This is a genomic window from Streptomyces durmitorensis (assembly GCF_023498005.1).
GTDB lineage: Bacteria > Actinomycetota > Actinomycetes > Streptomycetales > Streptomycetaceae > Streptomyces > Streptomyces durmitorensis.
In genome coordinates this window covers 5,167,017-5,191,549 of the sequence record NZ_CP097289.1, presented here as the reverse complement: position 1 = coordinate 5,191,549, position 24,533 = coordinate 5,167,017, and the positions used below count along the sequence as shown (strand labels likewise).

General features: G+C 70.9%; 24 protein-coding genes and 1 tRNA gene. 11 read left to right on the top strand and 14 right to left on the bottom strand.

Features of this window, described 5'->3' with window-relative positions:
• The first annotated feature begins 75 nt into the window (after nucleotides 1-75).
• From M4V62_RS23360 to M4V62_RS23350, 3 genes are read left to right on the top strand one after another with little or no spacing between them, the layout of a single operon-like run.
• On the top strand, nucleotides 76-1,395 hold the full coding sequence (locus M4V62_RS23360) for a sensor histidine kinase (RefSeq protein ID WP_425575276.1): 1,320 nt from the start codon (nucleotides 76-78) through the stop codon (nucleotides 1,393-1,395).
• Nucleotides 1,392-2,036, top strand: a complete 645-nt coding sequence (locus M4V62_RS23355) for a response regulator (RefSeq protein ID WP_249589179.1) — start codon at nucleotides 1,392-1,394, stop codon at nucleotides 2,034-2,036. Before M4V62_RS23360 ends, M4V62_RS23355 begins: the two co-directional genes overlap by 4 nt.
• 44 nt (nucleotides 2,037-2,080) lie before the next feature.
• A complete protein-coding gene (locus M4V62_RS23350; protein WP_249592946.1) occupies nucleotides 2,081-2,578 on the top strand; it encodes a hypothetical protein in 498 nt (165 codons plus the stop codon).
• A 697-nt stretch (nucleotides 2,579-3,275) separates the two neighbouring features.
• Here the strand turns inward: M4V62_RS23350 and M4V62_RS23345 are convergent.
• Nucleotides 3,276-3,971 carry a pentapeptide repeat-containing protein gene (locus M4V62_RS23345; RefSeq protein ID WP_249589178.1) on the bottom strand — a complete coding sequence of 232 codons (696 nt, stop codon included), beginning with the start codon at nucleotides 3,969-3,971 and terminating at the stop codon, nucleotides 3,276-3,278.
• Between the two features lie 153 nt (nucleotides 3,972-4,124).
• On the opposite strand from M4V62_RS23345, the gene M4V62_RS23340 reads away from it, so the two are divergent.
• Both M4V62_RS23340 and M4V62_RS23335 read left to right on the top strand, forming a co-directional pair.
• Complete coding sequence (locus M4V62_RS23340; RefSeq protein WP_249589177.1) at nucleotides 4,125-5,306, top strand: FAD-dependent oxidoreductase; 1,182 nt, start codon at nucleotides 4,125-4,127, stop codon at nucleotides 5,304-5,306.
• 127 nt (nucleotides 5,307-5,433) lie between these two features.
• Nucleotides 5,434-6,447: a zinc-binding dehydrogenase gene (locus tag M4V62_RS23335; RefSeq protein ID WP_249589176.1), complete on the top strand. Its 1,014-nt coding sequence runs from the start codon at nucleotides 5,434-5,436 to the stop codon at nucleotides 6,445-6,447.
• 12 nt (nucleotides 6,448-6,459) lie between these two features.
• Here the strand turns inward: M4V62_RS23335 and M4V62_RS23330 are convergent, their stop codons facing one another.
• On the bottom strand, nucleotides 6,460-6,939 hold the full coding sequence (locus M4V62_RS23330) for a GNAT family N-acetyltransferase (RefSeq protein WP_249589175.1): 480 nt from the start codon (nucleotides 6,937-6,939) through the stop codon (nucleotides 6,460-6,462).
• A 43-nt stretch (nucleotides 6,940-6,982) separates the two neighbouring features.
• Nucleotides 6,983-7,918, bottom strand: a complete 936-nt coding sequence (locus M4V62_RS23325; protein ID WP_249589174.1) for an aminoglycoside phosphotransferase family protein — start codon at nucleotides 7,916-7,918, stop codon at nucleotides 6,983-6,985.
• Here M4V62_RS23325 and M4V62_RS23320 point away from each other — a divergent pair.
• Nucleotides 7,917-8,597: a rhomboid-like protein gene (locus tag M4V62_RS23320; RefSeq protein ID WP_249589173.1), complete on the top strand. Its 681-nt coding sequence runs from the start codon at nucleotides 7,917-7,919 to the stop codon at nucleotides 8,595-8,597. The two genes, M4V62_RS23325 and M4V62_RS23320, sit on opposite strands and share 2 nt — an antisense overlap.
• Here the strand turns inward: M4V62_RS23320 and M4V62_RS23315 are convergent.
• The gene (locus M4V62_RS23315; protein WP_249589172.1) at nucleotides 8,575-9,342 is read right to left on the bottom strand and encodes a DsbA family protein; all 768 of its coding nucleotides are present in this window, start codon (nucleotides 9,340-9,342) and stop codon (nucleotides 8,575-8,577) included. The two genes, M4V62_RS23320 and M4V62_RS23315, sit on opposite strands and share 23 nt — an antisense overlap.
• A gap of 125 nt (nucleotides 9,343-9,467) precedes the next feature.
• Here M4V62_RS23315 and M4V62_RS23310 point away from each other — a divergent pair, with 125 nt between their 5' ends.
• On the top strand, nucleotides 9,468-10,862 hold the full coding sequence (locus M4V62_RS23310; protein ID WP_249589171.1) for an NAD(P)/FAD-dependent oxidoreductase: 1,395 nt from the start codon (nucleotides 9,468-9,470) through the stop codon (nucleotides 10,860-10,862).
• Between the two features lie 67 nt (nucleotides 10,863-10,929).
• Here M4V62_RS23310 and M4V62_RS23305 read toward each other — a convergent pair.
• Nucleotides 10,930-11,003, bottom strand: a tRNA-Thr gene (locus tag M4V62_RS23305).
• A gap of 207 nt (nucleotides 11,004-11,210) precedes the next feature.
• Here M4V62_RS23305 and M4V62_RS23300 point away from each other — a divergent pair.
• The 3 genes from M4V62_RS23300 to M4V62_RS23290 all read left to right on the top strand — a co-directional run bounded on the left by M4V62_RS23300 (nucleotide 11,211) and on the right by M4V62_RS23290 (nucleotide 13,771).
• The gene (locus M4V62_RS23300) at nucleotides 11,211-12,347 is read left to right on the top strand and encodes an ABC transporter ATP-binding protein (RefSeq protein ID WP_249589170.1); all 1,137 of its coding nucleotides are present in this window, start codon (nucleotides 11,211-11,213) and stop codon (nucleotides 12,345-12,347) included.
• Between the two features lie 207 nt (nucleotides 12,348-12,554).
• Nucleotides 12,555-13,013, top strand: coding sequence for a hypothetical protein (locus M4V62_RS23295; RefSeq protein WP_249589169.1), 459 nt, complete (start codon nucleotides 12,555-12,557; stop codon nucleotides 13,011-13,013).
• A gap of 26 nt (nucleotides 13,014-13,039) precedes the next feature.
• Complete coding sequence (locus M4V62_RS23290) at nucleotides 13,040-13,771, top strand: nucleotidyltransferase family protein (RefSeq protein ID WP_249589168.1); 732 nt, start codon at nucleotides 13,040-13,042, stop codon at nucleotides 13,769-13,771.
• 128 nt (nucleotides 13,772-13,899) lie between these two features.
• Here the strand turns inward: M4V62_RS23290 and M4V62_RS23285 are convergent, their stop codons facing one another.
• The 7 genes from M4V62_RS23285 to M4V62_RS23255 form a co-directional block, all read right to left on the bottom strand.
• A complete protein-coding gene (locus M4V62_RS23285; protein WP_249589167.1) occupies nucleotides 13,900-15,537 on the bottom strand; it encodes a DoxX family protein in 1,638 nt (545 codons plus the stop codon).
• 125 nt (nucleotides 15,538-15,662) lie between these two features.
• Nucleotides 15,663-16,622 carry a 23S rRNA (guanosine(2251)-2'-O)-methyltransferase RlmB gene (gene rlmB / locus M4V62_RS23280; RefSeq protein ID WP_249589166.1) on the bottom strand — a complete coding sequence of 320 codons (960 nt, stop codon included), beginning with the start codon at nucleotides 16,620-16,622 and terminating at the stop codon, nucleotides 15,663-15,665.
• Between the two features lie 124 nt (nucleotides 16,623-16,746).
• Complete coding sequence (gene cysS, locus M4V62_RS23275; protein ID WP_249589165.1) at nucleotides 16,747-18,147, bottom strand: cysteine--tRNA ligase; 1,401 nt, start codon at nucleotides 18,145-18,147, stop codon at nucleotides 16,747-16,749.
• Between the two features lie 90 nt (nucleotides 18,148-18,237).
• Nucleotides 18,238-18,642 carry a PPOX class F420-dependent oxidoreductase gene (locus M4V62_RS23270; RefSeq protein WP_249589164.1) on the bottom strand — a complete coding sequence of 135 codons (405 nt, stop codon included), beginning with the start codon at nucleotides 18,640-18,642 and terminating at the stop codon, nucleotides 18,238-18,240.
• Nucleotides 18,643-18,771: 129 nt separating this feature from the next.
• A complete protein-coding gene (gene ispF / locus M4V62_RS23265) occupies nucleotides 18,772-19,266 on the bottom strand; it encodes a 2-C-methyl-D-erythritol 2,4-cyclodiphosphate synthase (protein ID WP_249589163.1) in 495 nt (164 codons plus the stop codon).
• On the bottom strand, nucleotides 19,256-19,993 hold the full coding sequence (gene ispD, locus M4V62_RS23260; protein WP_249589162.1) for a 2-C-methyl-D-erythritol 4-phosphate cytidylyltransferase: 738 nt from the start codon (nucleotides 19,991-19,993) through the stop codon (nucleotides 19,256-19,258). The genes ispF and ispD overlap by 11 nt, the downstream gene beginning before the upstream one ends.
• 324 nt (nucleotides 19,994-20,317) lie before the next feature.
• Nucleotides 20,318-20,800, bottom strand: a complete 483-nt coding sequence (locus M4V62_RS23255; protein ID WP_003953493.1) for a CarD family transcriptional regulator — start codon at nucleotides 20,798-20,800, stop codon at nucleotides 20,318-20,320.
• Between the two features lie 673 nt (nucleotides 20,801-21,473).
• Between M4V62_RS23255 and M4V62_RS23250 the strand changes: the two genes are divergently transcribed.
• Nucleotides 21,474-22,208: a copper chaperone PCu(A)C domain-containing protein gene (locus M4V62_RS23250; protein WP_249589161.1), complete on the top strand. Its 735-nt coding sequence runs from the start codon at nucleotides 21,474-21,476 to the stop codon at nucleotides 22,206-22,208.
• A 226-nt stretch (nucleotides 22,209-22,434) separates the two neighbouring features.
• Here the strand turns inward: M4V62_RS23250 and phoP are convergent, their stop codons facing one another.
• Both phoP and phoR read right to left on the bottom strand, forming a co-directional pair.
• The gene (phoP, locus tag M4V62_RS23245) at nucleotides 22,435-23,115 is read right to left on the bottom strand and encodes a two-component system response regulator PhoP (protein ID WP_030362171.1); all 681 of its coding nucleotides are present in this window, start codon (nucleotides 23,113-23,115) and stop codon (nucleotides 22,435-22,437) included.
• The gene (gene phoR, locus M4V62_RS23240; protein WP_249589160.1) at nucleotides 23,112-24,371 is read right to left on the bottom strand and encodes a two-component system sensor histidine kinase PhoR; all 1,260 of its coding nucleotides are present in this window, start codon (nucleotides 24,369-24,371) and stop codon (nucleotides 23,112-23,114) included. The genes phoP and phoR overlap by 4 nt, the downstream gene beginning before the upstream one ends.
• Between the last annotated feature and the right edge of the window lie 162 nt (nucleotides 24,372-24,533).

Here is a 24,533-nt window from a genome sequence, read left to right as displayed (position 1 = left end):
GGCCCCACCGGGTCACAATGAGGGTGTTTGCCCAGTTCAGCGACCGCGTGACGGCAGTACGAGAGGAGGCGCCCAGTGGACCAGGGACACGGGCAGGGACGACACCGCCAGGGACGACACGGCCAGGGTCAGGGTCAGCGCCCACCCGGCCCGCCCGGCCTGGCCCCCCGCACGCCGGACCCGGACGCCCGCTGGCTCGCGGCCGTCATGCACACGGCGTTCTACCTGCTCCTGGGCGCCTCGCTGGCCCGCTTCCTGCTGCGCCACCCCGGAGGTGCGCGCGTCCCGTGGATCATCGCGCTCTCCGTGGTCCTCGCCGTCCTCTACGCCCTGCCCCTGCTGGGGAACCGTTCCGCGCCCCGCTCTCCCGGCGGCCCGGCACCCGGCACCCGCCGCACCAGCCGCACCCCCCGCCGCCTCTCCTGGCTCGCCCTGGTCGTCGCGGTCTGGCTGGTCCTCGTGATCCTCGCGCCGAGCTTCGGATGGTGCGCGGTGCCGCTCTTCTTCACCGGCATGCGGATGCTGCCCCTGCGCGCGGCTCTGGTCCTGGTGGCCGTCCTGACCGGCTGTGTCGTCGCGTCCCAACTGCGCCTCGCGGGCCGCTACGACCCGGACCTGATCCTCGGGCCGCCCGCCGTGTCGGCAATCGCGACAGCCGTCTTCGCCTACATGCAGCGCCAGGCGGCCCGCCAGCGCGAACTGATCGACGACCTCATCCGCACCCGCCGCGAACTGGCCGCCACCGAGCGCCGCGAAGGCACCCTCGCCGAACGCCAGCGCATCTCCATGGAGATCCACGACACCCTCGCCCAGGGCCTGTCCAGCCAGCAGATGCTGCTCCAGGCCGCCGACCGCGTCTGGGACACGGACCCGGCCAAGGCCCGCGCCCATGTCCGTACCGCCGAGTCGATCACCGAACGCGGCCTGGCCGAGGCACGCCGCTTCGTGCACGACCTGGCGCCCGCCGACCTCGCCGACGGCGGCGGCCTCGACGAGGCCCTTCGGACGCTGGCCGCGCGCACCGCGCAGGACGCGGGCCTCGCGGTCCGCTTCCACTCCGAGGGCACGCCCGCGCCACTCCCCGACCAGACGCGGTCCGCGCTCCTTCGCATCGCGCAGGGCGCCCTCGCCAATGTGACGGAGCACGCCTTTGCGACGACGGCGGCGCTGACGCTCACGCACCTGGACGACCAGGTGGTGCTCGACGTCGCGGACGACGGCCGCGGCTTCACGCCCGCGCAGCAGCCGCCCGCATCGGACCGGCGGGGACACGGCCTTCCCGCGATCCGCGCCCGTGCGCGGCAGCTCGGCGGCACACTGACGATCGAGTCGACACCGGGCGAGGGCACGGTCCTCTCGGTCTCGATCCCGCTGACCCCCCAGGAGTCCCCATGACGCCCCCCGCACCCCCGGTCCGCCTCGTGGTCTGCGACGACCACATCGTCGTACGCGCCGGACTGCTCGCCCTGCTCGGCAGCGCGCCGGACATCGAGGTGGTCGGCGAGGCGGGCACGGGCGAGGAGGCGATCGCCCTTGCCGCGAAGCTGACCCCGGACGTGGTCCTGATGGACCTGCAGCTGGGCGAGGGAATGGACGGCGTGGAGGCAACGCGCCACATCACGTCATCCGCCACACCCCGCCCACCCCACGTCCTGGTCCTGACCACATACGACACGGACGCCGACATCACCCGCGCCATCGAGGCGGGCGCGACGGGCTACCTCCTGAAGGCCGAACGCCCCGAGGAGCTCTTCGCCGCGATCCACGCCGCCGCGCAGGGCCGCACCACGCTCTCCCCGCCGGTCGCGTCCCGCGTGATGGCCCGCATGCGCAAGCCGCTGCCCACGCTCACCGACCGCGAGCTCGACATCCTCGCGCAGCTCTCCCACGGGCTCGGCAACCGCGACATCGCCCGCGCGCTGTTCATCAGCGAGGCCACGGTCAAGACGCACCTGGGCCGGATCTACGACAAGCTCGGCGTGGACACGAGGGCGGGAGCGGTGGCGGTGGCGAAGGAACAACGCCTGCTGCCGTGAGCAGCGCGGTCGTCCCCCTCACGGGCCATGACACCATCAACCACGTGCTCGACATCGGCTACGCCCTCTCCCACCGCTTTCCCGACCCCCCGCAGTTCGACTACCGCCGCGCGGACGTCCACGCGCTGCGGCACGACCTGTTCTGCGGGGACGTGTATCTCGCGGACACGAAGGCGGACCGGGAGCTGTCCACAGCCTGGGGATGGGTTCCCGTCCTCGACTTCGCGTGGGCGCTGTGCGACATCGTCGAGCTCCTGGATCAGGACCCCCGGGGGAGCCGGGCCTCCCGCCCTCAGTACGCGGAGCTCGACTTCACGGAGTCGACGGACCGCATGCTGTTCACGCGGCGGTTCGGCTGGGTGGACATCGAGGCGGACTGGATGCGGGCGGAGGACCCCCCGCTGACCTTCTCCCACTCCGAACTCCGCCGCGAGGCGCGGGACTTCCTCCAGGACCTCCTGGCGGACCTCACGGACCTCCACGAGCCCCTGTCGGACAACCCCGCAATCTGGGCCCTCCAGTCCCGCTTCCCCCGGGCGTAGGCGCCCAGCGGTTCACCCCCGCAGCCCCGACCGCACCGAACAAGCCTTTCCCACCACCCACCCGATTGCCCCGCGGTGCCAGGGTGCTCTGACGGGAGCGGGAAGCATCCAGCCGGGGTGGGCCGGTGAGTGTCAGCAGGGACGCGCCCCAGCCATGGGAGACCGGCCCGCACGCACCGGCAGTCGGCAGCGCCCCCAAGGGGACGTGCCGGTATGTCCGCCCGGAGCACGGCTCCCGACACTCCAACACCGAAGCAACCCCGCGGCCACCGGACGATAGCGAGGACGGACATACCGGCACGGCCCCGCACCCAGATGGAGTGGCGCCGCAGCACGGGTGCACCTGCAGCCGGGAGCACTCGCGAGGGGACGGGCCGGTATGTCCGCCCGGAGCACGGCTCCCCGCACTCCATCCCCGAAGCAGCCCAGCGGCCACCGGACGATAGCGAGGACGGACATACCGGCACGGCCCCGCCCACAAGACGGACCGACCCCGCAGCACGAATACACCCGCACCCGGCCACGCACCCACAGCCGGAGCAGACCCGCAGCACGAATACACCCGCAGCCGGGAACACACCCGAAGGGCCCCGCCCCCACAGACGGACACCCCCGCAGCCCGCCAAAGCCGGACGCTAGTCCACCCGCACGCACCCGCACCCGCAGCCGCAGCGACACCGCACCGCCAAGCCGGACGCTAGTCCACCCGCACACCCACCTGCGCAGCGAACGCCGGCGCCAGATCCATGAGCTGCGCAGTACTGATCACCGACCCCGCCAAGCAGTCGATCCCCCGCATGATGCCCACCTCTGCGGCCTCCCTCAGGTCGACATCCTTCATCCGGACCCCGCTGAAGTCCGCCCCCTTCAGCACGCAGCCCACGAACTCCACCCGCTCTAGAGACGCCTGCCCGAAGTCCGGCTCGACCAGCACGCACCCCTCGAAGACGACGTCCTTCAACCGCGCCTTCCGCAGGTTCAGATAGTCGATCTTCCCGCCCCGCACGACCACCCGCTCCAGCACACTCCCGTGCAGCTGAACGCCCCCCAGCCGCGCGTCCACCACCTCCACGTCCCGCAGCGAAGCCTCCACCAGCTCCGTGCCGACCCCCCGCAGCTCCGTCAACACGGAGTCCACGAACCGCGCCCTGCTGAGCCGCGTCTCGGTCACCCCGCAGCCCGTCACCGCACAGTCCAGGAACAGCGCTCCCCCGCCGTCCTGCCCCGCGAGATCGAGGTCCCGGAACTCGACCCCGTCATAGTCCCCGTCAGGCTCCAACTCGCCCCCGCCGAGCCCCAACTCCCCGAACCCCCGCAGCACGGGCAACCGCACCTCGGGCCGCCGAGCCTTCTTCACCCCTGCCGCGTCCCTCTGCCGATCCTTCTGTCCCATGCACCCATCGTGCACCCACCCACTGACACCCACGGCCCCCTCTACCCGCCACCGACAACGCCGTGACACCCCGATGTCACATCCCGGGCACCCCCGTCCGTCGTACCGAGTGACCGCAACCAAAGCCACCCGTCCACGACAGGAGCCCACCCCATGTCCAAGCCCGCCACCCCCCTGACCATCATCGGCGGCGGCTTCGCCGGCCTCACCGCGGCCATCTCCGCCGCCGAAGCCGGCGCCCGGGTCACCCTGCACGAGTCCCACCACACCCTCGGCGGCCGAGCCCGCACCGCCGAAGGCACGTACCGCACGAACGAAGGCCCGCACGCCCTCTACAACGGCGGCCCCCACTGGACCTGGCTCAAGCAGCGCGACCTCATCGGCCCCCTCGCCCCACTCCCGCCCATCGAAGGCACCCGCCTCCGCCTCCACCACCAGGGAAAGCTCCGCCGCACCCCACCCCTCGCGATGCTGAAGCTCCTGCGCCGCAAGCCCGAACAGGCCCCCGTGGAGCAGGACTTCATGACCTGGGCCACCGGCGAGGTCGGCGAGGAAGGCGCACGCGCCGCCGCTCACTACATCGCCGTGGCGACGTTCCACCACGACCCCGGCTCCCTCTCCGCCAGGTTCGTGCACGAACGCCTGCGCCGCGCCACGAAGCTGCCCCCGGAGGCGCACTACCCGCGCGGCGGCTGGGGCTCGGTCATCGACCGCATGGCGACACTCGCCTGGAACCTGGGCGTACGCGTGGAGACGCTGTCCCGCGTCGACACCCTCACCTCGCTCCCCGCCGCGGGCCCCGTCATCGTCGCCACGTCCCTCCCCGCGGCCCGCCGCCTCCTCCAGGACGACACCCTCCAGTGGGACAGCGCCCGCACCACCCTCGTCGACGTGGCCCTCAGAACCCGCAAGGGCGACCCCTTCGCGATCTCCGACCTGGACAGGACCGGCTGGGTCGAACGGTTCACCACCCAGGACCGCACCCTCGCCCCCGCGGGACAGGAACTCATCCAGGGGCAGATCCCGCTCGCCCCCGAGGAGTCCAAGGCGGACGGCACGGCCCGCGCCGACCACCTCCTCGACCTCGGCTTCCCCGGCTGGCGCGACCGCCTGGTCTGGCGCCGCGACGCCGTGTCCAACGGCCGCACCGGCGCGGTGGACCTGCCGGGCACCACCTGGCGCGACCGCCCCGCGATCAACCGCGGCAACGACGTCTACCTGGCCGGAGACCAGGTGGCGGCACCCGGCCTGCTCTCCGAGGTCTCCTTCAACAGCGCACTGGAGGCGGTGACGCTCGCGCTGGCCCCCGCGGGGCTTGACCTCAAGTCCGCTTGAGGAACCAGGGTGGTGAGTCCAACCCCTGAACCGACAACCGCGCCGCACACCCCACACCCCACACCCCAACGCCCCACACCCGAACGCCCCAACGCCCCAACGCCCCAACGCCCAAGGAGCAAGCCCCATGCACGCCATCCGCCTGCACACCTTCGGCCCGGCCGAGCACCTCACGTACGAGGAGGCCCCCGACCCGGCACCGGCCCCCGGCCAGGTCCGCATCGCGGTGACCGCGGCGGGCGTGCACCTCCTGGACACCGCGATCCGCGCCGGAATCAAGGGCCCGCTCCCCGAACTCCCCGAGCTGCCCACGATCCCGGGCCGCGAGGTGGCAGGCACCGTCGAGTCCCTCGGCGAGGGAGTCGACCCCGCCCTGCTCGGCAAGCGCGTGGTCGCCCACATCGGCTTCGCCCCCGGGGGATACGCCGAGCTCGTCGTCACGGAGGCGTCCCGCCTGCACGAGCTCCCCGAGGACCTGGACGACGCACAGGCCGTGGCCCTGATCGGCACGGGCCGTACGACGATGGGAATCCTGCGGTTCGCCGAGCTGACCCCCGACTCCGTCGCCGTCATCCCGGCGGCGGCGGGCGGCATCGGCACGCTCCTGGTCCAGTACGCCAAGCACGCGGGCGCCACGGTCATCGGCCTGGCGGGCGGCCCGGAGAAGACGGACCGGGTCGCCACGTACGGCGCTGACCTCGCCGTCGACTACAGGAACCCGGACTGGCCGGACGAGGCGCACGCGTTCCTGACGAAGATCGGCGTCCCGGGCGCGACCGTCGTCTTCGACGGAGTCGGCGGGGCATCCGGCCTGGCCGCCGTGGACCTCCTCGCCCCCGGCGGCACGCACCTCGTCTTCGGCTGGTCGGGCAAGGGCCCGCACGACGGCGAGCCCCTCACCCTCACGGACGAGCAGCTGGCGGCCCGCGGCATCACGCAACTCAACGTCCTGGGCCCGGTGATGATGCGGAAGGCAGGCGGCGACAACCCCATCCGCACCCTGGAGCTCGCGGCGCTCGCCGAAGCGGCGAAGGGCCACTTCACCCCGGCGGTCCAGCGCTACCCCCTGTCGAAGGCGGCAACGGCCCACGCCGACCTGGAGAACCGCCGCACCACGGGCAAGGTGGTACTCATCCCCTGAGCCCCCGGAGGTTCAGGAACCCAGCTCGGCCAGCGCCCCGTCGGTCAGCCGATACACGGTCCACCCGTCCTGCGGCAGCGCACCGAGCGACCTGTAGAAGTTGATCGACGGCTCGTTCCAGTCGAGCACGGACCATTCGAGCCGCTCGTAACCCCGCTCCTCACAGATCCGCGCGAGCTCGGTCAGCAGCGCCTTGCCGTGGCCACCGCCGCGCGCCTCGGGCCGTACGTACAGGTCCTCCAGGTAGATCCCGTGCACCCCACGCCACGTGGAGAAGTTCAGGAACCACAGCGAGAACCCGACGACCTCCTCCGCACCCGACCCATCGTCCACCGCAATGTGCGCGAACGCGGCAGGCCGCTCCCCGAAGAGCGCCTCACGCAGCTGCTCCTCGGTGGCCCTTGCCTCGTCGAGGGCCTTCTCGTACTCCGCGAGGTCGCGGACCATGGCGTGGATCAGGGGAACGTCGTCAGGCGTGGCGCTACGAATCATGGCCGCAGGCTAACCAGACCGCCCGCCGGGGCCAACCTGCGTCTCACGCCCCGAGCAGCAGCCGCGCGACCTCCAGATCGTCCTCGTCCAGCGCCCGCCCGTCCTCGATCTCCCAGAGCGCGTTCTGCAGCACCCGCCCCAAGGTCCAGGCGCGCGCCCGCTCCCTGTCCAACGCCAGCACCTCGGTCATCGCGTCGAACCGCCACAGCACATCGTCAGCATCAAAGCGATTGTTGAGCGCGGGCCAGAGGTCGAACCCGGGGTCCCCGGCCAGCGGCTTCGGATCGATGGCGAGCCACGGCTCGCGCTCGGCCGCGAGGACGTTCTCGAAGTGCAGGTCCCAGTGCAGCAGCCGGTCACCGGGCTCCCCCATGACCTCGCGCACGGCGCCCCCGCACCGCTCCACGATCGCACGCTCGGCCGGATCGGAGATCGCCTTCAGCGCCCCCGGCAGGTCGTCGACCATCTCCCCCGCGATGTCCCCGAGCCGCCGCATCCCCTCCGGCGCGGGCACAGCGGTGAGCCGTGCGAGGAGCTCGGCGATGACCAGGACCGCCTTCCGCGTGTCCGCCCGCTCCCCCGCCATCGTCGACAACATCCGCCCGGAGTCCAGGCGTTCGAGCAGCATCGTTCCGGTGCCCGCGTCGTGGTCGAGCAGCCGCACGGCCCCGTCGCCGTCCCACACCCGGAGCCCGACGGGCTCCCCCTCGGTCTCCTCGTCGAGCAGCTGGAACTTGACCGCGGCGGGAGTGCCGTCCCGCCGCACCACGGGCAGCACGAGCGCGGCCATGCCGTGCATCGAGGGCCCGTCGACCGTCAGCTCCCACCGCTCCACGAACTCCGCCACGCGCGCGGGCAGCGCCGCGATGAAGGCACGGCCCGGCTCCCCCGCGTACGCGTACTGCGACTCGATAAGCCCGTCCGGAATGCGAATGTCGATCACCCTCGCGACGCTACCGGCGTGGGTGAATCGCCGCATGGGGATTATTCGGGCCTGCGCCGACGGCATTCGGGCCTGCGCCGGCGGCATTCGCTCCTACATCCGCAGCGCTCCCGGCACGTACATCTGGCTCGCGGTCCTCTTCGTCACGACGGTCGCGATGCACCACATGTCACCGGAGTTCGAGCAGGACTTCCTGCGGCAGCGCTCCACGAACATCCATGAGCTGTCGAAGAACCCCGTCCGCGTCCTGGTCTCCAGCGCGCTGTGGACCGACGGCGGCACCTGGCTCTCGTACGCCGTGCTCTACACCGTCTTCCACGCCACCGCCGAACGCTGGCTCGGCACGGCGCGCTGGCTCGCGGTGGCCGCGGGCGCGCACATCATGGCCACGCTCATCAGCGAGGGCGTCCTCGCGCTCGCGATCCACCACGGCGCCGCGCCGCCGTCCTCGGTCAACACCCTTGATGTGGGCGTCAGTTATGCCCTCGCGGGCGTGGTGGCGGTCCTCACCTACTGGGTCCCCACACCCTGGAGACACGCGTATCTCCTGATCGTCATCGCCGTGTACGGCACTCCGCTGATCACCGGCAGGACCTTCACCGACCTGGGCCACTTCACCTCGGTCCTGATCGGCCTGGCCTGCTTCCCGCTGACCCGGAGCGCCGTACGCCCGGCGCCGACGCGATGGGTGATCAGGAGATCCCGGAAGCCTTGAGCTCCTTGGCGAACGCGTCCTGATCGAACAGCGAGTTGGCGTCCGCCTTCTTGCCGTCGATGACGACGGTCGGCGTGCCCTGCATGCCGTCGTCGGTGAAGGCCTGCATGGCCTCACCGACCCACTTCTTGTACGTCCCCTTCTGCACGGCCTTGTCGAACTCGGCGCCCCGAAGACCGTCCACCTTGTCGGCGATCTTCAGCAGGAAGGCGGGCGTGTAGGCGTCCTCGGTCTCGCTCTCCGGCTGGTTGGCGAAGACCGCGGCGTGGAACTGCGGGAACTTGCCCGCATCCACCGACGCCCGCAGCGCGTTCGCCGCGTTCACCGAGCCGCTGCCGCCGAGGTTCTTGTCGAGGAACGAGGCGAGCGTGTACTCGACCTTCACCTTGCCCTCGGCCACCGGCTTCACCAGGGCCTGAGCGCCGGACTCCTCGAACTTCTTGCAGATCGGGCAGCGCGCGTCCTCGTACAGCTTGACCGTGTGCCCGGCCTTCGGGTCGCCGACCGTGATCACGCCGCCCTTCACCGTGGCGGGCGTCTTGGCGAGCGCGTCGGTGCCGGCCGGCGGCTCCTTCGCCTCGGGACCGCCTGCGGACGCGGACTCCGAGGCCGACGCCCCCTTGTCGTCGCCCCCGCCCGTGAGGTCCTCGGGCCCGCAGGCGGCTGCGCCCCCGGCGACGAGTGCGGTGGCGGCCACCGCGGCGACGATGCGCCCGGCCTTGCGTGCGGCCTTGCGTACGGCCATCTGAACAGTCCTCCATGATCTCGGCACGTGACGCTTCGACATCGCCACGCACCGGATCAACGTATCGGAATGCCCTCCCCTGTACCCCTCCCCAAAGCCCCCACCAGCGCAGTAACGTCCGGCTCATGAGCAGCACGATCAATGGCGGCATCTCGTACTGGTACGCGGACCACGGCACCCCGGCCCCCCGCGAACCCCTGCCGGGCGACGAGAGTGCCGACGTCTGCATAGTCGGCGGCGGCTACACGGGCCTGTGGACCGCGTACTACCTGAAGAAGGCCGCCCCCTTCCTCCGCATCACCGTCCTGGAGCAGAAGTTCTGCGGCTACGGAGCCTCCGGCCGCAACGGCGGCTGGCTCTACAACGGCATCGCGGGCCGCGACCGCTACGCCCGCCTGCACGGCAGGGACGCGGCGGTCCGCCTCCAGGAGGCGATGAACGACACGGTCACCGAGGTGATCGAGACGGCGAGGGCGGAAGGGATCGACGCGGACATCCACCACGGCGGCGTACTCGAAGTGGCGTACACCCCAGCCCAGTTGGCACGCCTGAAAGCCTTCCACGAAACAGAACTGGCCTACGGCGAGAAGGACCGCACCCTGCACGGCGCCCGGGAGACGGCCGACCGGATCCGCGTCGCGGGCGCCGTCGGCTCCACCTGGACCCCGCACGGCGCGCGCCTGCACCCGGTGAAGCTGGTGAAGGGCCTGGCGGCGGCGGTCGAGGCGCTCGGCGTCACGATCCACGAGTCGACCCCCGTCACGGAGATCAAGCCGAAGCACGCCATCACCCCGTACGGCACGGTCCGCGCCCCGTACATCCTGCGCTGCACGGAGGGCTTCACGGCGTCCCTGAAGGGCCAGCGCCGCACCTGGCTCCCCATGAACTCCTCAATGATCGCAACGGAACCCCTCACGCCCACCCAATGGGAGTCGATCGGCTGGGAGGGCCGCGAGACGCTCGGCGACATGGCGCACGCGTACATGTACGCCCAGCGCACCGCCGACGGCCGCATCGCGCTGGGCGGCAGAGGCGTCCCATACCGCTACGGCTCGCGCACGGACAACGACGGCCGCACGCAACCCGCCACGATCGAAGCCCTCCACGAAATCCTGACCCGCTTCTTCCCCCAACTGGCCGGAGTACAGGTGGCCCACGCCTGGTCCGGCGTGCTCGGCGTCCCCCGCGACTGGTGCGCCACCGTCACCCTGGACCGCGCGACGGGCCTCGGCTGGGCGGGCGGCTACGTCGGCTCGGGCGTGGCCACGGCCAACCTCGCGGCCCGCACCCTGCGCGACCTGGTCCAGCAGGACTCGGGCCAGGCGGGCAGCACCGACCTCACCACACTCCCCTGGGTCAACCACAAGGTCCGCAAGTGGGAGCCGGAACCGTTCCGCTGGATCGGCGTCCAGGGCATGTACGCGACGTACCGCAACGCGGACCGCCACGAACTGACCACCCCGACCGCCAGGGCCCCCCGCCTGGCCCGCATCGCGGACCGCTTGTCGGGCCGCCACTGACGTACGCACGAGAACGCACGAAGGCCCAGGACACCTCTCCGTCGTCCTGGGCCTTCGCCCTGCTCCGAGCCCCCTGTCGGATTCGAACCGACGACCTACGCATTACAAGTGCGTTGCTCTGGCCATCTGAGCTAAGGAGGCATGCGCTGCACTGACGTGCCCGAGCAGTGTAACCAACACCGCCCGTGCGCCCGTCGAAAATTTCCTCGAAGGTCGCGGGTGCAGGACTACAGACAGACCGGTCCCCCCCGGGGTACCGTCCGAGCAGTTCACTCAGGTGGACTACACCACTCCTCTCTTTACAACGGATCGTCCGGCACGTTCCTGCCGGTGAAGGGGGCCTTCACCATGGCCACTGTTTCGTTCGACAAGGCGACCCGCATCTACCCGGGTGGCGACAAGCCCGCCGTCGACCAGCTCGAGCTCGACGTAGCGGACGGCGAATTCCTCGTCCTCGTCGGTCCCTCCGGCTGCGGAAAGTCCACCTCCCTGCGCATGCTCGCGGGCCTGGAGGACGTGAACGCCGGCGCCATCCGCATCGGTGACCGCGACGTCACGCACCTGCCGCCCAAGGACCGGGACATCGCCATGGTGTTCCAGAACTACGCGCTCTACCCGCACATGACGGTCGCCGACAACATGGGCTTCGCCCTGAAGATCGCGGGCGTCAACAAGGCCGAGATCCGCCAGAAGGTGGAGGACGCGGCGAAGATCCTCGACCTCACCGAGTACCTGGGCCGCAAGCCCAAGGCGCTCTCCGGTGGTCAGCGCCAGCGTGTCGCCATGGGCCGCGCCATCGTGCGTGAGCCCCAGGTGTTCCTCATGGACGAGCCGCTGTCGAACCTCGACGCCAAGCTGCGTGTCTCCACCCGTACGCAGATCGCCTCGCTCCAGCGCCGCCTCGGCATCACCACCGTGTACGTCACCCACGACCAGGTCGAGGCCATGACCATGGGCGACCGTGTCGCGGTCCTCAAGGACGGTCTGCTCCAGCAGGTCGACTCGCCGCGCAACATGTACGACCGCCCGGCCAACCTCTTCGTCGCGGGCTTCATCGGCTCCCCCGCCATGAACCTCGTCGAGGTCCCGATCACCGACGGCGGCGTGAAGTTCGGCAACTCCGTCGTGCCGGTCAACCGCGAGGCGCTGTCCGCCGCGGCCGACAAGGGCGACCGCACGGTCACGGTCGGCGTCCGTCCGGAGCACTTCGACATCGTCGAGCAGGACGGCTCCACCGCCAAGTCCCTCTCCAAGGAGACCGAGGACGCCCCGGCGGGCCTCGCCGTCTCCGTGAACGTCGTCGAGGAGCTCGGCGCCGACGGCTACGTCTACGGCTCCGCCGAGGTCGGCGGCGAGCACAAGGACCTCGTGGTCCGCGTGAACGGCCGCAAGGTCCCGGAGAAGGGCACGCAGCTGCACGTCGTGCCGCGTCCGGGCGAGATCCACGTGTTCTCGACGTCCACGGGCGAGCGCCTCACCGACTGACCTCACCGACTGGCCCCGCGCCATACGGAGGGCCCCGCACTTCGGTGCGGGGCCCTGCGCGTTCGCCCATGGTGTCGACAAATACCCCGGCAGACCGGTCATTTCGCCCGGCGCCCGTCAACGCCGCTCCAGAGAAACCTCATTCTCCGTCGCTCGACCGAGTGACGTAATGTCGCCAAATCATCACCGACCGCTACGCTCACTCGCGTGACGCACTCCGCCAACTACACCCAGAAGCCGCGCCGAGCCCACCGAGGCCCCGCCCGACGCATCGGCCGCACGCTCTCCCTCGTCCTGCCCGTGATGCTGGTGCTCTCCGGGACCCTCGCGGTCACCAGCGTCAACTGGTCCGGGAACTCCTCGGATTCGATGCTCACCGCATCCGCCGACGACCTCTCCGTACCGGCCAAGTCCCGCGCGCCGCAGGACGTCCTGCGCGACCGGCTGCTCCTGGAGCTCCAGGACAGGAACCCGGGCGTCGCGCTCACCCACCTCCAGCAGGAGGTGAACCGCCACCCGTCGCTCGCCCGGCACTGCGTCTCCATCGCCCGTGCCCTCGGCCGCGCCGCAGTCCAGAAGTACGGCCCGAGCCGTGCCCAGTCGTACTCGCGCCCGGTCTGCGACACGTCCTTCGCGGCGGGCGTCGCCGCCCACCAGAACGGCTGACGGGGTCGGCACGTAGGGTTTCCGGCATGACCGGCGACCCTCACGCTCACAGACCCACGCAGGCCGTCATCCTGGCCGGAGGCCAAGGCTCGCGCCTCCGCCCGTACACCGACGACCGGCCCAAGCCGATGGTCGAGATCCCTGGCACAGGGACCCCGATCATCGGCCATCAGCTTTCCTGGCTGGCCGCCGAGGGCGTGACCGACGCGGTCGTCTCGTGCGGCCATCTCGCCGAAGTGCTCCAGGAGTGGCTGGAGTCGGCGGACCTCCCCCTGAACGTCACCACGGTCGTCGAGACCGAACCCCTGGGCCGCGGCGGCGGCCTCAAGTACGCCGCCCGCCACCTCCCGCACGCGGACCGCCCCTGGTACGCGACGAACGGCGACATCTGGACCCGCTTCTCGCTGCGCGACATGGCGGCCTTCCACGCCGAGCGCGACGCCACCGCGACCCTCGCCCTGGCCCGCCCCCGCATCCCGTGGGGCGCCGTCGAGACGGACGCGTTCGGCCACATCACGGACTTCATCGAGTCCCCGCCGTCCCCGTACCTGATCAACGCGGGCGTGTACGTCTTCTCCGCCTCCTTCACCGGGCTCCTGCCGGACCGCGGCGACCACGAGCGCACCACGTTCCCGCGCCTCGCCCGCGAGAAGAGCCTCGCGGGCTTCCCGCTGCCGCAGGGCGCGTACTGGCGGGCCATCGACACGGCCAAGGACCTGACGGAAGCGGCCAAGGAGCTCGCGGCACAGACCGGTTGAGGCCGCCCTCGCCGCCCTCTCCGCCCTCGCCGCCTCGCCACACGCGTCTCCGCATACGCCGACGGGGCCCCGCACAGTGTCTGTGCGGGGCCCCGTCGGCGTACTGCCGGTCACGCGCCTGCTCGGCCTCAGCCGCCGCCGAGCAGCCCGCCCACGAGCCGGTCGTTGCCGCCGCCGCCCGTGCTGCCGCCGCTCGTGCCGCCCTCGGGCGCACCGCCGCTGCCGCCGCTGGACGTGGGTCCTGCGGTGGCCGACGACGGAGGCTGCTGGGGCGAGGACTGCTGGGGCGGGGCCTGCCCCGTGGTGCCCTGCGTCTGGCTCGGCTGCCCCTGGCCCGCGCCCGCGCCCGCGGTCTCGCGCGCCGCGCCCGGCGTGGTCGCAGCGCCTGCACCCTGCGTGGGGCTCGCGGAGCTGCCCTGCGTCGGCGCCCCCGCCCCGGAGGCCGTGGGGCTCTGCGACTGGCCCTGGCGCTGCTGCTGCTTCTTCCCGGGCTCCCCCGGAAGCGGCGAGCCCGGCAGTTCGTTGCGCGGGGCCTCGCCGGGCCCCGGCACGGTCACGCGGTCGGCATCGCGCACCGCGCCGCCGAGCATCGAGCCGATGAGGAGCGTGAGCCCGACGACGATCGAGCCGATGAGCGCGCCGCGCCGCAGCACACGGCGCCGCAGCTCCCAGATGTCCACGCGCGGCCCGAGCGTCCGCCAGGCCTCGCCCGCGAGGCGTCCGTCGACGGAGTAGACGGGTGCGCCCGCGATGATCAGCGGCGACCATGCGGCCAGATAGATGATGTCCGGCGCGTCGTAGGCGGGGACGGTCTTCCAGCTGACGGTGACGATGAGCGCGGCGGACAGGAGCACGCCGATGCTGGCCGCGACCCGCTGCCAGAGCCCGAGCACCGTGAGCACGCCCACGATGATCTGGAGGAAGGCGATGCAGAGGCCCGCGCCCACCGGGTGCGAGAGCGCGAAGTCCCGCAGCGGCTCGGCGAGCGCCCAGGGGTGCAGCGAGTTGAGCCACTTGACCATGGAGCCGCGGTCGCCGCCGTCGAAGTACACGGGGTCGCAGAGCTTGCCCATGCCGGCGTAGATGGAGATGAACCCGAGGAAGACGCGCAGCGGGAGCAGCACGACGCCGAGGTTCATGCGGCGACCGGGGTAATAGGCGTGCCGCACGGGATCGGCCCCGTGCCGCCTGACGACCTGGCGCGTGTCGTCGTCGCCGTCGTCGAACTCGTCGTCCTCGTAGGGGAGCCGCTCGTCGAGGTCGCTCTGGGACATCGGCATGCGCGGGATGAGCCGGGTCTCGGGATCGGGGTGCCGCGGCCCGATGACGGCAGGCGTGGCCTGCGTGCTCTCGAGTTCGTCCTCGTCGATGCGGGGGATGACCTGCGTGGCACCTCCGTCGTCGTAGGAGGAGCCGCCGGCTTCGACCGAATGGCGCACGCCGGTGCCACGCACCGCCTGAAGGAGTCCGGTGGCTCCGGGGTCACCCGGCTCGGACTTCCCGCTCCAGACGACGGGCGAGCGGCGCCGTGCGGCGGAGCCGACTGCGGGGATGCGCACGGTGTCGTCGGCAGTGCTCAAGTGCCGTGCGATACGCGGGGATTGGGTCCGCTGCGCGGTGGGGAGCTGCACGCGGAAGCTCGCGTGATTCACGATGACCTGCGCCGGGTCGCTCGGCACCTTCACCATGCTCAGCGCGGGAGCTTCGTCGAACCCTGACGAGCTTCCCCCCGTGGGATTGCGGGGCGTTCTGGTGTCCACACTCATCTAACCGAGTGATGTGTGTTTAGGACACTGCCTTGACCGCGCGGAAATGTCCGGACCGCGTCAAGATCTCCCACGAACGCCCGTCGGCCCGAGAAATGCGGGCCGACGGGCGTCCGGGGTGCGGACTAACTCCGGCGCCGCGACGCCTCGTAGAGCACGACTCCCGCCGCCACACCGGCGTTCAGGGACTCCGTGCCGCCCGGCATGGGGATGCGCACGCGGTAGTCGCAGGTCTCGCCGACGAGCCGCGAGAGGCCCTTGCCCTCGCTGCCGATGACGATGACGACGGGACCGGACAGCGCCTCCAGGTCGCCGACCTCGTGGTCGCCGTCCGCGGCGAGCCCGACGATCGCGAGCCCGGCCTTCTTGTAGGCCTCAAGGACGCGGGTCAGGTTCGTCGCGCGCGCCACGGGCGTACGCGCCGCGGCACCGGCGGCCGTCTTCCAGGCACCGGCGGTCATCCCGGCGGCACGCCGCTCGGGGACGACCACGCCGTGACCGCCGAAGGCGGAGGCGGAACGCACCACGGCGCCCAGGTTCCGCGGGTCCGTCACGCCGTCGAGGGCGACGATCAGCGGGTCCTCGCCCTGGTCGAACGCGGCGGCCGCGAGCTCCTCGGGGTGGGCGTACTCGTACGGCGGCACCTGGAGCACGAGGCCCTGGTGGTTGAGGCCGTTCGTCATGCGGTCCAGCTCGGGGCGCGGGGCCTCCATGAGGTGGATGCCGCCGCGCTCACCGGCGAGCTGCAGCGCCTCACGCACGCGCTCGTCGTTGTCGATGAACTGCTGGACGTAGAGCGTCGAGGCGGGCACGCCCTCGCGCAGCGCCTCGACGACGGAGTTGCGCCCCACGACCATCTCGGACGTGCCCTTGCCGCGGCCCTTCACGGCACTGGGACGCCGGCCGCCGCCGGGGCCGCCGGAGGCCTTCTTGGCCGCGGCGTTGGCGATGCGGTTCTTCTTGTGTCCCTTGCGCGCCTCGGCGGGCGGCGTCGGGCCCTTGCCCTCAAGGCCGCGGCGTCGATTTCCGCCGCTGCCGACCTGCGCGCCCTTCTTGCCGGACATGCGGCGGTTGTTAGCGGCCATGACCTACCTGTCTCTGTGATGCGTGTGGCTGCCCGCGAACTGCGCGGCGGCCCACTGCGTGACTGCGTACGTATATGAAGTGTGCCGCCCGGGTCGCCGGGCGGCACATCGCGAGGTCAGACGCTCAGCGCGGGCCGAGAGTCCACCGCGGTCCGTTCGGGCCGTCCTCGATGACGAGACCGGACTGGTTGAGCTGATCGCGGATGGCGTCGGCGGTGGCCCAGTCCTTGCGGCCGCGCGCCGCCTCCCGCTGCTGGAGCACGAGGCGTACGAGGGTGTCGACGACCCCGTGGAGGTCTTCTCCGCGGTCGCCCTCACCGGCCCAGTGCGGGTCGAGCGGGTCGAGGCCGAGCACGCCGAGCATGGCACGCACCTCGGCGAGCCGCTCCACCGCGGCTTCCTTGTCGTCGGCGGCCAGGGCGGAATTGCCCTGCCGGACCGTCGTGTGGACGATGGCCAGCGCCTGCGGGACGCCCAGGTCGTCGTCCATCGCGTCGGCGAAGGCGGGCGGCACCTGGGCGGCGGGCTCGACGGTGCCCCCGGCCTTCTCGACCACGCGCTGCACGAAGCCCTCGATCCGCGCGAACGCGGACTCGGCCTCGCGCAGGGCCTCCTCGCTGTACTCGATCATCGAGCGGTAGTGCGGGGTGCCCAGGTAGTAGCGCAGGACGATCGGGCGCCACTTCTTGACCATCTCGGACACGAGGACCGAGTTGCCCAGCGACTTGGACATCTTCTCGCCGCTCATGGTGACCCAGCCGTTGTGCACCCAGTACCGCGCGAACGCGTCGCCGAAGGCCTTGGCCTGCGCGATCTCGTTCTCGTGGTGCGGGAAGATCAGGTCGATGCCGCCGCCGTGGATGTCGAACTCACGGCCGAGGTACTTGTGGGCCATCGCCGAGCACTCCAGGTGCCAGCCCGGACGGCCGCGGCCCCAGGGGGTCTCCCAGCTGGGCTCCCCCTCCTTGGCGGTCTTCCACATGGCGAAGTCACGCGGGTCGCGCTTGCCGGTCTCGCCCTCGCCCGACGGCTGGAGGAGGTTGTCGAGCTCCTGGTTGGACAGCTCCAGATAGCCGGGGAAGGACTTCACGTCGAAGTAGACGTTGCCGTCCGACTCGTACGCGTGGCCGCGCTCGATCAGGCCGCGCATCATCTCGACCATCTCGGTGATGTGGCCGGTGGCGCGCGGTTCGTACGTGGGCGGCAGGCAGCCGAGGACGTCGTAGCCGTCGTTGAAGGCCCGCTCGTTCTCGTACCCGATCGACCACCACGGGCGGCCCTGCTCGGCCGACTTCCGGATGATCTTGTCGTCGATGTCCGTGACGTTGCGGATGAAGGTGACGTCGTAGCCGCGGTGGGCGAACCACCGGCGCATGATGTCGAAGTTGAGGCCCGACCGGATGTGCCCGATGTGCGGGGCCGCCTGCACCGTCGCGCCACACAGGTAGATCGAGACACAACCGTCGATGAGCGGGCTGAAGTCTCGGATCTGCCGGGCGCTGGTGTCGTACAGGCGAATCGTCACCACTCCAGGGTAGTGGTCCAAGGACAGTGCCCTGCGACCTCCTGGGTCAACAGGGCACGGAACTGTGACATGCGCGGGGGCGAGCAGCCCTCAGAGGCGGCCGACGACCTTGCGCGGAGTGACGCGGACGACGACGCGGGGGTCGTCGTTCACGGAGGACGGATTGAACTCCACGTACTTCAGGCCGGTGTACTTCAGGGCCAGCTCGTCGATGAGCTCCTGCCCGCCCTCGGTGGTCATCGTCGCCTCGCCGCGGATCTCGGCGTACGTGTACGGCGAGTCGAAGGGCTGGAGCAGCACCGTCACGCGCGGGTCGCGGCGCAGGTTCTTCTCCTTGCGGCGGCCGAGGGTGGTGGAGAAGAGCAGGTCGTCCCCGTCGCGCTTCACCCAGACCGGTGAGACCTGAGGGCTGCCGTCGGGCTGGATGGTGGCGACGGAGATGAAGACGGGGGTGTCGAGAAGGGCCTTGAGCTTGTCGGACAGTTCGGCGGCCATGGCGGGTGCCTCTCTTCTGCTCTTCTGCGTCGGTGGATGCCGTGCGGCTGTGCGGGGCGTGCTGTCCCGATACTGCTCCAACACACCCCGCCGCAGCGGCATTTCCCCCCTCGCCGGTACGTTCCCCGGTCAGTCCGTCCGCACGACCAGTGCCGTCGCGATCGCGGCCAGGCCCTCGGCGCGGCCGGTGAGGCCGAGGCCGTCCGTCGTCGTGCCGGACACGGCGACCGGGGCGCCCGCTGCGGCGCTCAGCGTCTTCTGCGCCTCGTCGCGCCGCTTGCCGACCTTGGGTCGTACGCCGATGACCTGGACGGCGATGTTGCCGATCTCGAAGCCTTCGGCGCGCACGATCCTGGCCGCCTCGGCGAGCAGCGTCACACCGGATGCGCCGGACCACTCGGGCCTGCTGGTGCCGAAGTGCGCGCCGAGGTCGCCGATGCCGGCCGCGGAGAACAGGGCGTCGCAGGCGGCGTGCGCGGCGACGTCACCGTCCGAGTGCCCGGCGAGGCCGGCGCTCTCGCCCTCCCAGAGGAGCCCGGCACACCACAGCTCACGCCCTTCCTCGAAGGCGTGCACGTCGGTGCCGATGCCGACCTGCGGGAGACGCAGCTGCTCAGAAGCCATCGTTGGCCCTCCTGCGGGCGAGTACGGCCTCGGCAAGGACGAGGTCGAGGGGCCGCGTCACCTTGAAGGCCTCTTCGTGGCCGGGCACGACGACGACCTGGAGGCCCAGCTGCTCGACCATGCTGGCGTCGTCCGTGACGTTCTCGGTAACCGTCGCGTGGGCGCGCACGAGGGTGTCGCGGTCGAAGCCCTGCGGGGTCTGCACGGCGCGCAGGCGGGCCCGCTCGGGCGTGGCCACCACGGGCTCGGGCGCGCCCGGCTGTTTGGGGTCCCCCGGCTCGACCTGCTTGACGGTGTCGGCGAGCGGCAGCGCGGGGACGACGGCCGGTGCGCCCTCGCGTACGGCCTCGATGACGCCGTCGACGGTGTCCACGGGCACGAGCGGGCGGGCCGCGTCGTGCACCAGGACGACGCCGATGCCCTCGGGCAGGGCGTCGAGGCCGAGCTTCACGGACTCCTGGCGGGTCTCGCCTCCGGGGACCACCATGAAGTCGGTGCGCTCGGGCAGTGCGTGGTCGGCCAGGAGTGACTTGACCTCGGCCGCGCCCTCCGGTGGGGCCACGACGACGACGAGCGACACGGCGCGGGACGCGGCCATGGCCCGTACGGCGTGGATGAGCATGGGCGTGCCGTTCAGCGCGCGGAGCGCCTTGGGGGCGCCCGGGCCGAGCCGTACGCCGCGTCCTGCGGCGGGGATCACGACCGCGGTGCGGGATTCCTCAGACATCGCTTCCGTTCAGGTTTGTGGGCTCGGGCGAGGTGGGTATGGCCTCAGCGAGCCGGGCGCGAACGCCTTGACCGGACCCTTCCGTGACATCTGGTCGAGTCAGCTGCCCGAGCCCGGCTCGCACACCGAGCAGAACCGAGTACGTGACGTAGTACTGGGTAGTACGAGGCACGAATTCAAAGACAAAGGAACAGGGACTGCGCCTGGGCATGAAGTCCGGGTACGAACATGCCGCAGCGCCCGGCGACACCATTGAGGGTCAGCGGGCACCGCGGCATTCATGGCGCCAAGACGTATGCGTATGTTGCGTATGTCAGGACGCGATCAGGACGCGAGGACCTCGTCAAGCAGGGCCTCGGCCTTGTCCTCGTTCGTGTTCTCCGCGAGGGCGAGCTCGCTCACCAGGATCTGGCGAGCCTTGGCGAGCATGCGCTTCTCACCCGCGGACAGTCCGCGCTCACGCTCACGACGCCACAGGTCACGCACGACTTCCGCGACCTTGATGACATCGCCCGATGCGAGCTTCTCGAGATTTGCCTTGTAGCGACGGGACCAGTTCGTCGGCTCTTCGGCGTACGGCGCGCGCAGTACTTCGAAGACCCGGTCGAGCCCGTCCTGACCGACCACATCACGTACGCCGACGAACTCCGCATTGTCCGCAGGCACACGTACCGTCAGGTCGCCCTGGGCGACCTTCAGCACCAAGTAGGTCTTGTCCACGCCTTTGATCTGGCGAGTCTCAATGGCCTCGATCAGCGCGGCCCCGTGATGGGGATAGACCACGGTGTCGCCAACCTTGAACGTCATGTGACAGGTACCCCTTCCGTGGCTATCCATCCTAACACGAGAACCGCCTCTTCTGAATGGCGTTTTCGCAGGTCAGGGCATATCTCGGGGCTTGACAACAGCAACAGGAACGTGCTGCGAAGGGCTTGTGGAGCGAGGTATTCGCAGGTGGGAGCGGCTCTCCGGGGAAGCGGAAACGCGCCCGTCACACGCCCTCCGAGAGCGCTCCACGAGGCTGAACGTCCCGGTTTGCCAGGTTCCAAGCGGTGAACTTCCGCTACTCCGTTCGGCGACCGGAGACACGTGCCGGTCGCCGTTCGACGTGAATCCGGAATTGATCAAGCGCCCCGCGGTGATCAATTTCCGGGACTTCCCCGGACTTCCCCGGACCGCCATGCATTCCTTACCGGAAATCCGCAGGACGGGCCGCGGCGACCCTTGACGGCGCTTATGTGAATGGTGAACGAGAGGCCAATGGCGTCAGAGTGACGGAAGTGGCTTGTGCGGCGGGAACGGAAGCAACATGTGCGGCGGGACCGGAGTGCCGCGAGAGAGGCTCGCGGGCCGTAGGGGCGGGTCGGGTGCGGTGGCGCGGGAACGGCTCGGTAACCTAAGCCCGCTGACACACACTTAGGACGGCTTTACGGCCGCCCGCCCCTCCCGTACCGCCCTCGTTCAAGGAGTTGCCGCCGCCGTGAGCCGCAGCCTTCGACGTGGCGCCATCGCCGCCACCGCCATCGCGTTCTCGCTCGCGTCGCTCGCCGCGTGCGGCGCCGGTAACAACGCTCAGACGCACGAGATCAAGCCGGACAACGCCGCGACCGCCGTCGGCGACATCAAGATCCAGAACGCCATGGTGATCACCCAGCCCGACCTGAAGTCGACGGGTCCCGCCGTGGTCGCCGCCACGATCTTCAACAACGGCAGCACCGATCAGACCCTGGACGAGATCAAGGTCATCGGCACCGGCAAGACGGCCAAGATCACGCCGGCCAAGGACGACAAGACCTCCAAGCGCGGGGGTCCGCTGACCATCCCCGCCGGTGGCTCCGTCATCATCGGCGGCAAGGACAACGCGTCGGCCGTCCTGCCCAGCAGCCGCGAGGCCGTCAAGGACGGCAACGCGCAGCCGGTCACCTTCGCCTTCAGCAAGACCGGCGACGTGAAGATGAAGACCTTCGTCGTGCCGGCGGAGAGCTACTTCAAGAAGTGGGGCCCGACCGAGGTTCCCGAGGCCCCGGACGCGAAGCCGTCGACGAAGCCCTCGGGCTCCGCGAGCGGTGAGCCCACCGAGGGCGCGACCGGCGGCGCCAACCCTTCGGGGCAGCCGTCCGGACAGCCGTCGGGCAGCGCGTCCGGTGCGGCGAACACGGACCCGTCCGGCGCCGCGTCGCACGACGCGGCCGCGGGTGCTGGTTCCGGGCACTGATCGACGTACGTACGAGCGAGAGGGCGGGAACCCGGTGCCGGGTTCCCGCCCTCTCGTGTGTCCGCGTGCGCCCGTCTACCGGGGGCCGTCTACGGCTCGGACTTGTAGCCCAGACCCCCAGACCCCGCACCGTCACCAGGTAGCGCGGCGCGCCCGGGTCCGGTTCGAGCCTCTTCTTGACGCACCCCGTAGCGCGCCGACTCGGGGCGCTCCACCCATCTGCGGTTTACGGCTCGAACTTGTAGCCCAGACCCCGCACCGTCACCAGGTAGCGCGGCGCGCCCGGGTCCGGTTCGATCTTGGCGCGCAGGCGCTTGACGTGGACGTCGAGGGTCTTGGTGTCGCCCACGTAGTCCGCGCCCCAGACTCGGTCGATGAGCTGCATGCGGGTCAGGACGCGGCCCGCGTTGCGCAGGAGCATCTCCAGGAGGTCGAACTCCTTGAGGGGCAGGTCGACCTTGGAGCCGGAGACCGTCACCACGTGGCGGTCCACGTCCATGCGGACCGGGCCTGCCTCCAGGGCCTGCGGTGCGACCTCCTCGGGCTCGCCCCGGCGGCGCAGGACCGCGCGGATGCGGGCCACGAGCTCGCGGGACGAGAAGGGCTTCGTGACGTAGTCGTCGGCTCCTATTTCCAGGCCGACCACCTTGTCGATCTCGCTGTCCTTGGCGGTGACCATGATCACCGGGACGTTGGAACGGCTGCGCAGCTGGCGGCAGACCTCCGTGCCGGGCAGGCCCGGCAGCATCAGGTCGAGCAGGACGAGGTCGGCGCCGTTGCGCTCGAACTCGTCGAGTCCGTCGGGTCCGGTGGCCGCGATGGCGACCTCGAAGCCCTCTTTGCGGAGCATGTAGGACAGGGCGTCGCTGAAGGATTCCTCGTCCTCGACGACGAGCACTCGGGTCACGGAAGGACCTCCGGGGCAGGAATGGGTTCGTACGCAGTGGTCTCGTCGGGCCGTGCGGTGTCGGCTTCGCTGCCGACACCGCCGTGACCGGATCCGCGGTCGCGGTTCGCGGCTGCTTCGGGCAGCCGCAGGGTGAAGGTGGAGCCCTGTCCCTCGGAGCTCCACACGGTGACCTCCCCGCCGTGCGAGGCGGCCACGTGTTTGACGATGGCGAGGCCTAGGCCGGTGCCGCCGGTGGCGCGGGAGCGCGCCGGGTCCACTCGGTAGAAGCGCTCGAAGATGCGCTCCTTGTCCTTGTCGGAGATGCCGATCCCCTGGTCGGTGACGGCCACCTCGATGAGGTCTCCGCCCGGTGCGGTGACCCGGCGGGCGGCGATGCCCACGCGGGTGCGTGCGGGCGAGTAGTTCACGGCGTTCTCGACGAGGTTGCCGAGTGCCGCCGCGAGCTGGCCGCGGTTGCCCCATATCTGCAGGTCGGCGGTGCCGCCCGCGGCCATGGTGATCTGCTTGTGGGAGGCCTGGTGACGGCTGCGGTCGATCGCCTCCGCCACCAGTTCATCGACACGGACGGGTTCGGCGTCCTCCAGGGGGTCGTCGTTCTGGACCCGGGAGAGGTCGATGAGTTCCTGGACGAGGTTGGTCAGGCGCGTGGCCTCGATCTGCATGCGGCCCGCGAAGCGCTCGACGGCCTCGGGGTCGTCCGAGGCGTCCATGACGGCCTCGGAGAGGAGGGAGAGCGCCCCTACCGGGGTCTTGAGCTCATGGCTCACGTTCGCGACGAAGTCGCGTCGTACGGCTTCGATGCGGCGGGCCTCGGTGAGGTCCTCCACCAGGAGCAGGACCAGGCGGGAGCCGAGGGGGGCCACGCGGGCGGAGACGGCGAGGGCCTCGCCCCGGCCGGTGCCGCGGCGTGGCAGGTCGAGCTCGACCTGGCGTATCTCGCCGTCGCGCCGGGTGTCGCGCGCCATCTGGAGCATGGGTTCCACGGCGAGCTTGCCGCCACGGACCAGGCCGAGCGCGTACGCGGCCGAGCTGGCCTTGACGACGCTGTCCGCCTCGTCGAGGACGACGGCGGACGAGCGGAGCACGGAGAGCACCGTGTCGACGCCGGGCGGCAGTACGGGGTCTGTGTGCAGGGAGGTCCGGGTGGGGCGTTTCAGGTCGCGCTCGCTCCAGCGGAACGCCAGCATGGCGATGACACCGGTGCACACCCCGGCGATCGCTGCCGCTGCGGCGACCGCCGCGTTCACGTCCATGCCTCCAGGTTATGCGCCCTTTACGCACGGACCACAGCCATACGGGTGCGCACTCGAACACTCGTCGCCCAGAGTTCACCGAGGGGACGGTGATGGTTCACTTCCGCTGAACGGGTTACTCCGGTCCTCGCCGGTGCGGCTCCGGGGAGCGTGCCACGCGTC

What these genes read in the sequence shown, in the direction of transcription:
- M4V62_RS23355 (WP_249589179.1), top strand. Translation starts at nt 1,392, where the DNA reads ATGACGCCCCCCGCACCCCCGGTCCGCCTCGTGGTCTGCGACGACCAC.
- ispD (WP_249589162.1), bottom strand. Translation starts at nt 19,993, where the DNA reads ATGTCTGAGGAATCCCGCACCGCGGTCGTGATCCCCGCCGCAGGACGC.
- M4V62_RS23290 (WP_249589168.1), top strand. Translation starts at nt 13,040, where the DNA reads ATGACCGGCGACCCTCACGCTCACAGACCCACGCAGGCCGTCATCCTG.
- M4V62_RS23285 (WP_249589167.1), bottom strand. Translation starts at nt 15,537, where the DNA reads ATGAGTGTGGACACCAGAACGCCCCGCAATCCCACGGGGGGAAGCTCG.
- M4V62_RS23345 (WP_249589178.1), bottom strand. Translation starts at nt 3,971, where the DNA reads ATGGGACAGAAGGATCGGCAGAGGGACGCGGCAGGGGTGAAGAAGGCT.
- M4V62_RS23330 (WP_249589175.1), bottom strand. Translation starts at nt 6,939, where the DNA reads ATGATTCGTAGCGCCACGCCTGACGACGTTCCCCTGATCCACGCCATG.
- M4V62_RS23300 (WP_249589170.1), top strand. Translation starts at nt 11,211, where the DNA reads ATGGCCACTGTTTCGTTCGACAAGGCGACCCGCATCTACCCGGGTGGC.
- M4V62_RS23335 (WP_249589176.1), top strand. Translation starts at nt 5,434, where the DNA reads ATGCACGCCATCCGCCTGCACACCTTCGGCCCGGCCGAGCACCTCACG.
- M4V62_RS23310 (WP_249589171.1), top strand. Translation starts at nt 9,468, where the DNA reads ATGAGCAGCACGATCAATGGCGGCATCTCGTACTGGTACGCGGACCAC.
- M4V62_RS23320 (WP_249589173.1), top strand. Translation starts at nt 7,917, where the DNA reads ATGGGGATTATTCGGGCCTGCGCCGACGGCATTCGGGCCTGCGCCGGC.
- ispF (WP_249589163.1), bottom strand. Translation starts at nt 19,266, where the DNA reads ATGGCTTCTGAGCAGCTGCGTCTCCCGCAGGTCGGCATCGGCACCGAC.
- M4V62_RS23315 (WP_249589172.1), bottom strand. Translation starts at nt 9,342, where the DNA reads ATGGCCGTACGCAAGGCCGCACGCAAGGCCGGGCGCATCGTCGCCGCG.
- M4V62_RS23340 (WP_249589177.1), top strand. Translation starts at nt 4,125, where the DNA reads ATGTCCAAGCCCGCCACCCCCCTGACCATCATCGGCGGCGGCTTCGCC.
- phoR (WP_249589160.1), bottom strand. Translation starts at nt 24,371, where the DNA reads ATGGACGTGAACGCGGCGGTCGCCGCAGCGGCAGCGATCGCCGGGGTG.
- M4V62_RS23325 (WP_249589174.1), bottom strand. Translation starts at nt 7,918, where the DNA reads ATGCGGCGATTCACCCACGCCGGTAGCGTCGCGAGGGTGATCGACATT.
- M4V62_RS23270 (WP_249589164.1), bottom strand. Translation starts at nt 18,642, where the DNA reads ATGGCCGCCGAACTGTCCGACAAGCTCAAGGCCCTTCTCGACACCCCC.
- rlmB (WP_249589166.1), bottom strand. Translation starts at nt 16,622, where the DNA reads ATGGCCGCTAACAACCGCCGCATGTCCGGCAAGAAGGGCGCGCAGGTC.
- M4V62_RS23255 (WP_003953493.1), bottom strand. Translation starts at nt 20,800, where the DNA reads ATGACGTTCAAGGTTGGCGACACCGTGGTCTATCCCCATCACGGGGCC.